The organism is Alkaliphilus pronyensis, assembly GCF_009017275.1.
Classification (GTDB): Bacteria; Bacillota; Clostridia; order Peptostreptococcales; family Natronincolaceae; genus Alkaliphilus_C; species Alkaliphilus_C pronyensis.
Genome location: NZ_WBZC01000001.1, coordinates 62041 through 74477, shown reverse-complemented (window position 1 = coordinate 74477; position 12437 = coordinate 62041). Strand labels below are relative to the sequence as shown.

At 34.9% G+C, this 12437-nt stretch carries 12 protein-coding genes; 8 read left to right on the top strand and 4 right to left on the bottom strand.

All coding sequences use genetic code 11. The features are described 5' to 3' along the window. Window positions 1–154: 154 nt before the first annotated feature. Together F8154_RS00325 and cls are read left to right on the top strand one after the other, a co-directional pair. Window positions 155–1381 carry a patatin-like phospholipase family protein gene (locus F8154_RS00325; protein WP_151859587.1) on the top strand — a complete coding sequence of 409 codons (1227 nt, stop codon included), beginning with the start codon at window positions 155–157 and terminating at the stop codon, window positions 1379–1381. A gap of 24 nt (window positions 1382–1405) precedes the next feature. Next, window positions 1406–2845 carry a cardiolipin synthase gene (cls, locus tag F8154_RS00320; RefSeq protein ID WP_151859586.1) on the top strand — a complete coding sequence of 480 codons (1440 nt, stop codon included), beginning with the start codon at window positions 1406–1408 and terminating at the stop codon, window positions 2843–2845. 83 nt (window positions 2846–2928) lie between these two features. Here the strand turns inward: cls and F8154_RS00315 are convergent, their stop codons facing one another. Continuing rightward, entirely contained in the window at window positions 2929–3303 is a 375-nt protein-coding gene (locus F8154_RS00315; RefSeq protein ID WP_151859585.1) for a class II SORL domain-containing protein, read from the bottom strand. Between the two features lie 197 nt (window positions 3304–3500). Between F8154_RS00315 and F8154_RS00310 the strand changes: the two genes are divergently transcribed. Beyond that, window positions 3501–3998, top strand: a complete 498-nt coding sequence (locus F8154_RS00310; RefSeq protein WP_151859584.1) for an SEC-C metal-binding domain-containing protein — start codon at window positions 3501–3503, stop codon at window positions 3996–3998. A 44-nt stretch (window positions 3999–4042) separates the two neighbouring features. After that, a complete protein-coding gene (locus tag F8154_RS00305; protein ID WP_151859583.1) occupies window positions 4043–4528 on the top strand; it encodes a dUTP diphosphatase in 486 nt (161 codons plus the stop codon). Here F8154_RS00305 and F8154_RS00300 read toward each other — a convergent pair. From F8154_RS00300 to F8154_RS00290, 3 genes are all read right to left on the bottom strand, one after another. Further along, window positions 4525–5892, bottom strand: a complete 1368-nt coding sequence (locus F8154_RS00300; RefSeq protein ID WP_192930090.1) for an MATE family efflux transporter — start codon at window positions 5890–5892, stop codon at window positions 4525–4527. The genes F8154_RS00305 and F8154_RS00300 overlap by 4 nt on opposite strands. Window positions 5893–5999: 107 nt before the next feature. Beyond that, complete coding sequence (locus tag F8154_RS00295) at window positions 6000–6725, bottom strand: FMN-binding protein (RefSeq protein WP_151859582.1); 726 nt, start codon at window positions 6723–6725, stop codon at window positions 6000–6002. A 342-nt stretch (window positions 6726–7067) separates the two neighbouring features. After that, a complete protein-coding gene (locus F8154_RS00290) occupies window positions 7068–7274 on the bottom strand; it encodes a hypothetical protein (protein ID WP_151859581.1) in 207 nt (68 codons plus the stop codon). Between the two features lie 170 nt (window positions 7275–7444). Here F8154_RS00290 and F8154_RS00285 point away from each other — a divergent pair, with 170 nt between their 5' ends. The 4 genes from F8154_RS00285 (at window position 7445) to F8154_RS00270 (ending at window position 12425) form a co-directional block, all read left to right on the top strand. After that, the gene (locus tag F8154_RS00285) at window positions 7445–9334 is read left to right on the top strand and encodes a sigma-54-dependent Fis family transcriptional regulator (protein WP_151859580.1); all 1890 of its coding nucleotides are present in this window, start codon (window positions 7445–7447) and stop codon (window positions 9332–9334) included. Window positions 9335–9548: 214 nt separating this feature from the next. After that, a complete protein-coding gene (locus tag F8154_RS00280; RefSeq protein WP_151859579.1) occupies window positions 9549–11342 on the top strand; it encodes an aldehyde ferredoxin oxidoreductase family protein in 1794 nt (597 codons plus the stop codon). Between the two features lie 217 nt (window positions 11343–11559). Beyond that, a complete protein-coding gene (locus F8154_RS00275) occupies window positions 11560–11784 on the top strand; it encodes a MoaD/ThiS family protein (protein WP_151859578.1) in 225 nt (74 codons plus the stop codon). 17 nt (window positions 11785–11801) lie between these two features. Further along, window positions 11802–12425: a metallophosphoesterase gene (locus F8154_RS00270; RefSeq protein ID WP_151859577.1), complete on the top strand. Its 624-nt coding sequence runs from the start codon at window positions 11802–11804 to the stop codon at window positions 12423–12425. The last annotated feature ends 12 nt before the right edge of the window (window positions 12426–12437 follow it).

Here is a 12437-nt window from a genome sequence, read left to right as displayed (position 1 = left end):
ATAAAAACAAAAGACGAAGCAAATTGCTTCGTCTTTTATACATTTAACAACTAAGTATTTTATTTGTTATAAAAACTTAACCTTGATTACAGTGTTTATTTTTCCAGTTATGGAGTATAATGATTAAAAGAAAGAAATAGGAGGTTAATCATATATGCTTGGTATAACACTTGAGGGTGGAGGTGCAAAGGGAGCCTATCAAATAGGAGCTTGGCGTGCCTTTAATGAGCTGGGAATAGAATTTCAGGGTATTACAGGAACATCAGTTGGAGCTTTAAATGGTGCCTTAATGATGCAGGGAGATTATGATGTAGCCCATGAGATTTGGTATAATGTTACACCTACTAGGGTATTAGATATAGATGATAGAGTTTACAAAGTATTATCGGATTATCAACTAAATTCAGATAATCTACAGCTGCTTTTTGACGAGGCCAGAAGAACCATTAAGGGGTTTGGCATAGATAATAAGCCATTACAGGATCTTATAACCAGCACATTGCAGGAGGATTTAATTAGAAGCTCATCCAAGGACTTTGGCTTTGTAACAGTTTCTCTTACAGAAATAAAACCACTTGAAATATATAAAGAACAGGTGCCAGAAGGGAAAATGGCTGATTATTTAATGGCTTCAGCATATCTACCTTTATTTAAATCAAAAAAGCTGGATGGCAAGTTTTTTATGGACGGGGGCTTTTATGATAATTTACCGATTGAAATGCTATATAAAAAAGGATATCGCAAAGTAGTTGCTATTAGACTGTTAAGTAAAGGAAGAATTAGAAAAATAAAGCATAACGACCTTGAGGTCATATATATTACCCCAAAAAAATCCCTTGGTAATATTCTAGACTTTACTACTGAAAGGGCTAGGAGAAATTTAACCTTAGGCTACTTAGATACCCTAAAAGCTTTTAAATCCTTGAAGGGAAAAGAGTACTATATAGAAGGAGATATAGAAGAAGAAGATGCATTAGCCTTTTTCATGAACTTAGATATTAAAGCTGTTACACAGTTGGGTCAGCTTTTTAAGCTTCACCATAGTATACCTTCAAATCGATTAATACTAGAATTTATAATACCGAGATTGATTAAGCTAATGGGCTTAGATAATAGAGCCACATATAGTGATGTTTATGTTGGCTTAGTTGAAGCAATGGCTTCCTATAAAAAAATAGATGACTTAAAAATTTATAGCCTTGAAGAAATAATTAGTGAAATAAATAGAGCTCCAAAACAGCAATCAAAGATGAAAAGGGATTCCCTTATAGTATCTGACATTTTAGATGACATATTGTTTAAGATAGATAGACAAAAGCTATTGGCTGAAGTGATAGATGTTATTTTAGAGAATGATAATTGTGCATTAACACAGCTTTAATCTCAATGGCTTGGAGGTGATTTATTGACCATTTTAAGCTTTATAACTTATTTTTTAGCAGTATTAACCTTTTTTATAAGTATAATTATTGTAATGGAAAATAGAAACCCGTCAAGAACTATGGCGTGGCTTTTAGTGTTAATTCTGCTGCCAGTAGTTGGTGTGTTTTTATACCTATATATCGGTCAAAATCATCGCAAGAAAAAAACCTTTATTAAAAAACGAAAACATGATTATGAGGTTTTAAGACAGCTACTTAAAGAGCAAGCCTCCTTTTCAAAAAATTCATATATTTTTAAAGAAACCTTCAAAGACTTGAGGGGACGACTTGTACCACTGCTTATGAATAATACACAATCCCCTATAACAGTTAATAATCAAAGCCAAATATTAAAGAATGGAGATAACACATATAGTCAAATACTTACCGCCATAAAAGAAGCTAAAGACCATATCCATATGGAATATTTCATTATTAAAGAAAGTGAAATAGGCTTCAAAATCCAGCAGGCACTAATTGAGAGGGCAAAGGCTGGAGTAAAGGTAAGGTTGATATATGATGCTGTTGGCTGCTGGAAGGCTAGCAAAAAATTCTTTTTAGCTATGCAGGATGCTGGAGTAGAGCTGTATCCTTTTTTACCTGTTACTATACCCTTATTTGGTAGCAGATTGAATTACAGAAACCATAGAAAAATATTAGTTATAGATGGTATAATAGGGTTTTTAGGTGGAATAAACATTGGAGATGAATACTTAGGTAAAAACCCTCGTTTAGGCTATTGGCGGGATACACATCTAAAAATTAAAGGTGAAGCATTATATGTATTACAGTCAATTTTTTTGATGGATTGGCATTTTGTTAGTGGAGAAGAGCTAGATGGTAGAAGATACTTCCCTAAGCAGGGACATTGTGGCGAGCAAATGATTCAAATTGCCGCCAGTGGCCCGGACTCATACTGGGAATCTATACATCAAGCCTACTTTACTGCTATTAACTCCGCAACCGATAGAGTATATTTTGTAACCCCATATTTAATACCCGATGAAGGTATACTGATGGCTTTAAAAACAGCAGCATTAAGCGGAGTAGATGTAAGAATTATTTTACCAGGAAGATATGATCATAAAACCGTGTTTTGGGCATCTAGGTCACATTTTATGGAGCTTTTAGAGGCTGGAGTGAAGATATATGAGTATCAGAAGGGCTTTATACATAGCAAAATTGTTATTGCCGATAATAACTTTGCCAGTATAGGTACTGCTAATATGGATATACGTAGCTTTCAACTGAATTTTGAGGTAAATGCCTTTATTTATGATACAAGCTTTAATAAAGAAATGTATGAAGACTTTTTACAAGACCTAAAGGATTGTAAAGAAATACTATTGGTGGAGCATAAGAAAAGAGGTATATCCTATAGAGTAAAAGAATCAATAGCTCGGCTATTTTCACCAATTTTATAAGAAAACTTAGAAAACCCAGCAGATACCTCTGCTGGGTTTTGATGCTTTTTTGACCCTATAAAATTCTACAATAAATTAAGCTGCTACTCTACAACTATATCTTTAGTATTTTCCCATAGACCGTGAATATTACAATAGCTAATTGCATGGATAGTTCCTGATTTACTTAGCTTTATTGTACTTAGTCCAACAGGCTCAGTAAAATTATCACCTTCACCGTGGGCAGCAAAATTAAAGGTAGCTAACTCAATTGGAAATTTTCCGCCTTCTGGATGAAATAATACTTTAAACCAAGCGATGTAATGCTCAAATGAATTTGGATGCCCTATTGCATCACCAATTGAAACCTTTAAATCGAATTTTTCTCCTGCCTTTACCTTTTCTGGAATATGAATAACCGGTACATGCTTTTCACCCTTCCAGTCACCTGTTTGAAATAAATTACCTATTGATTCCATAAACATCCTCCTTTTTGTTTTCTACTCTTAACTATATTTATAACCACATTTAACTTATAATAACACTAAATTTAAAAATACTTATTACTCTTTAACACCGAGTGCCATCAGTAAAAGTAAATATCTATATATTGTAACTTACTTAGGTTTATAATATAATGTTTATTGGAATATGAAATACAAAGGAGAAGTTGAAAATGAGCATATACGAAAAATGGAAAGAAATAGCCTTTGAAGAAAGAGATGAGGCTAGTGCAAACAAATTTTGGAAGGACTATTGTGAAATAGAAAAGGGTATTTATGAAGCTATTCTACATAATAAGGAAGAAATTATACAGGGATCTATTAAAGAGCTGGCGGATAAATATAAGGTTGAACCAACTTACTTTATGGGGTTTTTAGATGGTATAAATGAAAGCATCTATGAAACTATACAGCTAGAAGAATTAACAGAGATCTCAACAATAGATTTAAGAATAGATTTTGAAAAGCTATACTATAATATGCACGAAGCTAAAGCCCATTGGCTATATAATCTTCAAGAGTGGGATAATATACTAACAGAGGATAGAAGAAAAGAAATAAAAAAAGAATACAATTTAAGCAAAACAGTTGTAAGGGAAATTAAAATAGGAAGAAATGAACCTTGTATCTGTGGAAGTGAAAAAAAATATAAGAAGTGCTGCGGAAAATAAAGAAAACTCTAGTCTATACTAGAGTTTTTTAAAGGAGGTATAGCATGGATATAATAAAGCTCTTTGAAATACAAAAGAATTTAGATATGAAAATTTTACGGGAGCATAACTTGGAGAATGAAAACCTAATTTCAAGGAAAATACTTGCTCTACTGGTGGAGCTTGGTGAATTAGCTAATGAAACAAGATGCTTTAAATACTGGAGCTTAAAAAGCCCTGCAGAAAAAAAGGTTATTTTAGAGGAGTATGTGGATTGCCTACACTTTATATTAAGTATAGGGTTGGAAAAGGGCTATAGCAAATTAACTATTGAAAATACATTAAGCACTGCTACAGCCACCGATATGTTTTTAGAGGTTTTTAAGGAAATAACAATATTTCAGCTAGATCAAACTCAAGATAATTACAAGGGCCTGTGGAAAAGATTTATAGAACTGGGGATAGCTCTAGGCTTCAACCATAAAGAAATTGAGGACAGCTATTTAATTAAAAACAAAATTAATCATAAAAGGCAAGAAGAAGGATATTAAATAACTGCCTTTTCATGAATAACCTTCTGCTGCCATGTACCTTTAAGGTAAATTAAATAACCCAATATGCATATAAATAGGTTGCTTAAAAGCATTGAATACCAAACAGAGTCTGAACCCCAATCGGTGAAGTATCTAAATAAAACTATCATTGGTATTCTTAAGCCCCATAGCCTACCCATTTCCATTGTCATACTGTAACCAGTATGCCCTGAGCCTTGGAAGGTACCTATCAAGGTTTGAAATATACCCATTAAGGGTAACCCTACACAAATTAAACGCAAATACCGTATACCTAGCTTTAATACCTCAGGATCGTCTTTAACAAATATTCCTACAACATTGCGTGATGCAATTAAGAGAATAGTACATCCAGCCACCATAAATAAAGTTGACAAATAAACACTAGTTTTGAAGGCTAATTTAGCCCGATCATTTTTTCCTGCCCCTAAGTTTTGCCCAATTATTGTAGCTATAGAGCTACCTATTCCCATAGCAGGCATTAAAACCAAAGAGTTGATACGATTGCCAATTGTAAAGGCAGCCAATGTTGCTGTTCCGTAGGAGAGTACAAATGCGTTTAAGATAATAAATCCAAAGGCAGCGGCAGACTGTCCTATAGAGGCTGGCATAGCAACCTTTAATATTTGAAATAATAAATCCTTCTTAAGCTTAAGATTTTTTCTAGTAAGATTTATTGGCTGCTTCTTAGAAAATAACGTTATTATTGCATAAGCTGCAAATATTCCCCGCGATATAATTGTTGCTATAGCTGCTCCCCTAATACCTAAATCGAAGGTAAATATAAATATTGGATCTAAAACAATGTTAAGTAAAACACCACAAACATTTAAAACCATAGGAGTATAGGTATCCCCTTGACCCTGTTTTATGGAGTTATAAACAAAAAACAGAAATACCACAGGCATATCAAGAAACATAATGCTTAGATACTGGGAGCTTAAATCTAAAACAGCAGCATCCCCCTTTACAATACCTACCAAATGGTCGGTGGTAAAAAAACCAACTATCCCCAATATTGTAGACAGTATCAATGAAAAGGTAAATATTTGCCCTGCAACAAGCTTTGCATTTCCTGTGTCATTAGTGCCAACATATTGTGATATTAATGCTGTACCAGCTACATTCATTCCCATACCTATTGAGATTATTAGATATATAAAGGGAAAAACTAATCCCATTGCTGCAACCTCGTTGGAGCCCAGTTTACCGACCCAATAGGTGTCTGCTAGATTATAAAGGGTTTGAATAAAATTGTTAAACATTATGGGAGCAGAAAGGGTTAAAATTACCTTTGACATACTACCATTTAAAATAAATTGTCTTTTAACACTGTAGTCCATAGTGCCTCCTCATATATTTAGAATGTCTAAATATATTATACCACTTAAATAAAAGAATGCAAAATAAAAGGGAACCCTTTCGGATTCCCTTAATTAAATTTAATTCCTTATTTTGTTGCTTTCTCTAGTGCTCTTTCTACAGCCTGTTGCCATTGGACACTTGAACCTGTTGCACCAGTATAAATCTCTACCTCTGAACCGTTGGCTTCAATAAATCTTGCTGACATTTCAGTTACTGCTTCATGAAATGGCTCGAATGGATAATCTTCACCCTTAAATACTTCTTTATTGGTATCTTTTTCGAAGGTAGTAGCCTTTAACTCTACAGATTTAATTGCATCGTCTTCAATTGTAACCCACGCAACGCCACGACCCTTTTCACCTAAATCAGAAGCACCTAGGAAGGTTCCATTAAAGTAGGTGGAATCATTGTCTGCTTCAAGCTTAGCATTTTCTAAAGCCCTTTCTAAGGCTTGAATCCAGTTGTTACTTGAACCTGTAGCTCCAGTAAATACTTCTACATCTGTTCCATTAGCTTCTATAAATCTTGCAGGCATTTCTTCCTTAGCCTGGTGGTATTCCTCATAAGGGTAAGCCTCTGTCTTTTCATCACCAAACCCATTATATTCAAATAATTCTATTTCAGTAATTTCGTCATTTGCAATGGTAACTGTTACAGCACTATAGCCTTTGTCAGAAGCATCAGATACAGCAGAGTAAGTTCCATCACTGTAAAGGTTAGCAGGTTCACTAGAAGCTGGTTCATCAGTTCCACAAGCTACTAAACCAATAGCAAGTAAACCAATAAGTAATAGCATTAAAACTTTTTTCATAATATTAATCCTCCCATAAGAATAAATTTAGTGTCATAATAATTATACATCAAATATAAGTAAATATAAACCGCTGCTAAAGATTAAATGATTAAGAATTTGTCACAATCCATTTATTTTAATAGCTGTACAATTATATGTAATTTGTGGAACATAATATATTAAACAACAAAACAAGAAAACTGAGCTTCACTTTTTTAGAGGGTCGGTACACACATTCTCCCCTTAAAGGAGGTGGTATAGCAGCACCGCCGAGATTAATTATTGATTAATATAAATAGCTTAAAGCTTTATTAATACAAAAAGGATCAATATATAGAATATATTGATCCTTTTTGTAAATTAGTTGTCCAGCTCGTAGGTAAAGGGATATACATCATCTGGAGATTTCTTTAACTTGTGGGCAAAATGATCTGGATCAATCTCCTCCACTAAGCCACCCTCGCTTTGTATTTTAACATTCCAAACTTCTTTTCCCTTTTCAATTAGCAGCTCTGCTGGATATATGGTACCATCTGCAAGCTTAATTTTTCCTTGTTTCCATGGCATATAAATCACTTCCTTTCAACTATATTTTGAGCTAAAACATAAAAAAATATGATTGAATAATAAGGAAACAAAATAGAATATTATAATGATTTGACAATCAACTATATTATAGAGATAATTGAAGTAATAGAATATTATGAAAATAGCACTATCTGATGGAGTGGTGGAAAATGATTAAAAAGCCCTACATAAAAAGATCCCATGAAAGATGTATTGAAATGGGAGTGGATTTTGAAAGGATATACAGTACAAAGATATTAAAAAGTGACCAGCTACAAAGAAAGCTTGAAGAAAACCGAGAGCTTATAGTTATAGCTACGCCAATTATGGAACAGCTATATGATTTTGTTAAGGGCTCTGGTTTTTTTGCAATTCTTACAGATGGTGAGGGCTGTATACTAAATCTAATTGGAGATCAGGATGTTTTAGAGGTGGCATATAAGCTAGAAATGATTCCAGGAGCATATATGGACGAGGAACATATTGGTACAAATGCAATGGGCACAGCCTTAGCAGAGGGGGTACCCGTACAGGTTTCCGAAGAAGAGCATTTTATTACTGCATATCATAGATGGACATGCTCGGGGGCGCCTATACGTAATAATCATGGAAAGATTATAGGAACACTTGATCTAACTGGATATAGTCATTTAGTTCACTCCCATACATTGGGAATGGTTGTAGCAGCAGTTAATGCCATAGAAGAGATGTTTAAGAACAATGAGGTTAATAGAAAGCTGGTTGTAGCCAAAAGATCAATTGAAACAATTGTTGATTCCATTAAAGCAGGGATATTTACGGTTGGACCAAAAGGATATATTAAGACAATAAATAAAACAGCCTCCGAGATGCTTGGTTACCCACAGGAGGAGATAATAGGAATGAAAATAAATAATATTCTTGAAGGGTGGGCAGGTATAGAAAAAACTGTAGCTCAAAATATAACCTACCTGGAGGAGGAGTCCTTTGTAAATACACCGAAGGGAAAGATACATTGCACCCTAAGCTGTTATCCCATAATAGATAAACTAGGAGAAACACAGGGTATTGTTTGTATAATAAAAGAAATAAAAAAAATGAGACGGCTTGCCAATAGAATGATCGGTAAACAGGCCGTATACACTTTTGATAATATAGTTGGGCGAAGTAACCACTTTGTTAATATTGTTAACTATGCTAAAAGCATTGCCGACAGCCCTTCCACTGTATTGATAATGGGGGAAAGTGGCACCGGCAAGGAGGTTTTTGCACAATCAATCCATAATTATAGCTCCCGTAAGGATGAAGCCTTTGTTGCATTAAATTGTGGAGCTTTACCGAGAAATCTAATAGAGTCTGAGCTTTTTGGATACGATGAAGGAGCCTTTACCGGTGCAAAAAGAGGAGGGCATTTTGGAAAATTTGAGCTGGCAGACGGGGGAACTCTTTTTTTGGATGAGATTGGCGAAATGCCACTGGATATGCAAACTAGACTCCTTCGGGTTTTAGAAGAAGGCACCCTTTATAGAATTGGAGGTACAAAGGAAATAGAGGTAGATGTAAGAATAATAGCAGCAACCAATAAAGACTTGAAAAGAGAGGTAGAGCTGGGTAACTTCAGAAAGGATTTATACTACAGACTTAATGTACTGCCACTGAAGCTTTTACCCCTAAGGGAACGTAAGGATGACATACCATTGCTGATAGACTATTTTATGATTGCCAAAGCCTTAAAGCTAGGCAAAACTCCCTGTAGCCTGTCAAAGGAAATGATTAATAAAATGGTAGATTATCATTGGCCGGGAAATGTAAGGGAATTAGAAAACAAGATTGAACATATAATTAATACAAACAATTGTTATATATGGAATACAGGAGAAAGCAATAGCTATGAAGAAAAGGAAAAAATTACAATAGTAGAGGATAAATTAGAGGAGGTGGAAAGAAGGCATATAGAGAGGGTGGTTAAAAAGTATAAGGGAATAATAACTATAACTGCAGAGGCCTTAGGCATTGGTAGAAATACTTTGTATAGAAAAATAAAGAAATATAATATAGAATGCTCCGAAAGGGAACAATGATCCTAAACGGAACACACTTCCTGTCTGTTTATGTATCGATATGGAACGAATATTGGGATTTGCAAAGAATATTATTTGCAAATCCTTTTTTATGGATTTTATTAATGGGGTAATTGTTGAAATTATAAGGATGTTAATTATAAATATATGTATTTTGGAAAATTGGCATAACACTTGCTCAATATATTAGTAAAAATAAAAGAGGAGGAATACTATGGGAGGATATATTGGAAAAATAATTAGGGTGGATTTGACTAATAAGAGCTTTAAGACAGAAGCATTAGATATGGAGTTAGCTAAAGGTTATATTGGAGGTAGAGGACTAGCAGAAAGATATTATGCCAATGAGGTTAATCCAATGGTTGATCCATTAAGTCCAGAAAACAAACTAATTTTTGCAACAGGGCCACTAAGCGGAACCCCAACACCTACTGGTGGCAGATACATGGTTGTAACTAAATCACCATTAACAGGAACTATAGCCTGTTCAAACTCAGGAGGCCGCTGGGGGGCAGAACTAAAAATGGCAGGCTACGATATGATCATTATCGAGGGGAAATCAGACACACCGGTTTATATTAATATCCATGATGATGAGATAAGTATTAAGGATGCAGGACATTTATGGGGGAAGGTTACCTCAGCAGTGACTAAGGAGTTAAACACAGAGCTAGGAGACAAGGTAAAGGTTGCAACAATAGGACCAGCAGGAGAAAAGCTATCGAAAATTGCTGCTGTAATGAATGATATAGATAGGGCAGCCGGTCGTTCTGGAGTCGGTGCTGTTATGGGGTCAAAAAACCTTAAAGCAATTACAGTTAGAGGAACTGGCAAAGTTAAAGTTAGTAATCCAGAAAGGCTTAAAGAAGTTGTAGCAGCCTGTAACAAAAAGATAAGGGAAAATGGAGTTACAGGGCAGGGGTTACCAACCTACGGTACAGCCGTATTAGTAAATATCATAAACGAAAACGGTGTTTTCCCAACAAACAACTGGCAGCAATCAACCTTCCACGGAGCAGAGGCAACTAGTGGAGAAACATTAGCAGAGAAGTATTTAGTTAAAAGGGTTGGCTGTTATGGATGTCCTATCGCTTGTGGACGTCACTGTAAAGTTGATGACCTTGAAGCTGGAGGACCTGAATATGAAACAATATGGGGCTTTGGCGCCGACTGTGGTGTTTCTGATTTGGGTGCAGTAATAAAAGCCAATTATTGGTGTAATGAAATGGGTCTTGATACTATTTCTGCTGCTACCACCATAGCTTCGGCAATGGAGCTTTATGAAAAAGGCTATATAAAACCAGAGGATGTAGATGGAGTACCTTTAGAATTTGGTAATGCAGATGCAGTTATTGAGTGGACTAAGAGAATGGGAGAAAGAGAAGGACTTGGAGATAAGCTGGCAGAAGGCTCCTACAGATTATGTGAAGGCTATGGAGTACCAGAATTTTCAATTTCAGTCAAGAAGCAAGAGCTTCCAGCCTACGATCCAAGAGGAATTCAAGGTCAAGGCTTGGCATACGCAACATCCAATAGAGGTGGTTGTCACGTTAGAGCTTACTTAATATCCCCCGAAATCTTGGGGCTACCTGAGAAACTAGATAGATTTTCTTTAGAGGGTAAAGCTACATGGGTAAAAATATTTCAAGATTTTACAGCTGCAATTGATTCATCAGGTCTATGTCTGTTTACTTCCTTTGCAATGGGTGCCCAGGATTATGCAGATATGTATAACGCAGTTTGTGGTACTGACCTTACAGGTGATACCTTTATTGAAGCTGGAGAAAGAATATGGAACATAGAAAAAGTGTTTAATCTGGAGGCAGGCATTAAACCTGAAGAGGATACACTACCAACAAGAGTTCTTAAAGAAGCTATTGCCGATGGACCATCTAAGGGAAGCTCAGCTAAACTAAATGAAATACTTCCAGAATACTATGAGGTTAGAGGTTGGGATAATAGGGGTATTCCTTCAGAAGAAAAACTTAAAGCATTGGGTATAAAATAGTTATAACTATTGTAAAGAGCTTCTATTGAAGCTCTTTACTTTCTATATAATACATTTCATTATATTTCCCAGGTAATAGATTTTACAGAGTGTATAGCCTGTTAAATGGATAATTTTAGTTGAATATCAATAGCCAATAATAATTAATAAAAGGAATTATTCTAAAGCTGCCGAATAAATAACTAATCAAAAAAGGGATTTATAGGAGGTGATGCATGTGAAAATCGAGGTAAGACTATTTGCAACCTTAAGGGAAAATAGAGGTAAGGTCCTTCATATCAGTTTAAATGATGGTGAAACTGTCAGAGAAGTCCTTAATCAATTAAATATCTCTCCAGAAGAGGTGGCCATATTATTAGTAAATGGTAGGGATGGGTTAATTGACACAGCTTTGGAGGATAATGATGTTTTATCTATTTTTCCACCAGTGGGGGGCGGCTAAAAGGAGGAGGCTAAAAAATGAACATTATTAATAGGATAAAGGAGGTTGCTTACTCTTTAACTAATTATCCATATATTCCAGAAGAATTTATAAAGGAAGCAGTGGGGCCAATGCTTATTCATATAAGCGATACTCCCTCGGATATTTATACCTATATTTATAGAGTAATAGAAAAGGTTAAACCTAAATATATTATTCATACAGGGGATTTAGTGGATGATATAAAGCTAGAAATCCTTAAGGGCTTTAAGGATGAATACTATAAAAATGCAAAAAAGCTAATAAAGAGACTTGATGCAAGTGATGCAATAACCTATTATGCTCTAGGTAATCATGATGATCATAATATAGTAACAGGGCTAACCGATAGGGGTATTGTAATAGAAAAGGCTACAGTGGAAATAGAAAGCTTAATATTTCACCTAAATCATTACCATGAAGATAATAATGAGGATAAGGATTTTTATTTATTTGGTCATGGGTTTTATCCGGCCCATTATAATGGTACAGATTTTATTGGTCTAAATGGCTTACTAAACATAAACATAATTGATTTATCTACTAAAAAGGTGTATCAATTGAAATATCCAATAGGAACCAACAGACTAAGAAGAATGGAGTTGGGGAGAATTGGAATTTAATTATGGGAGATG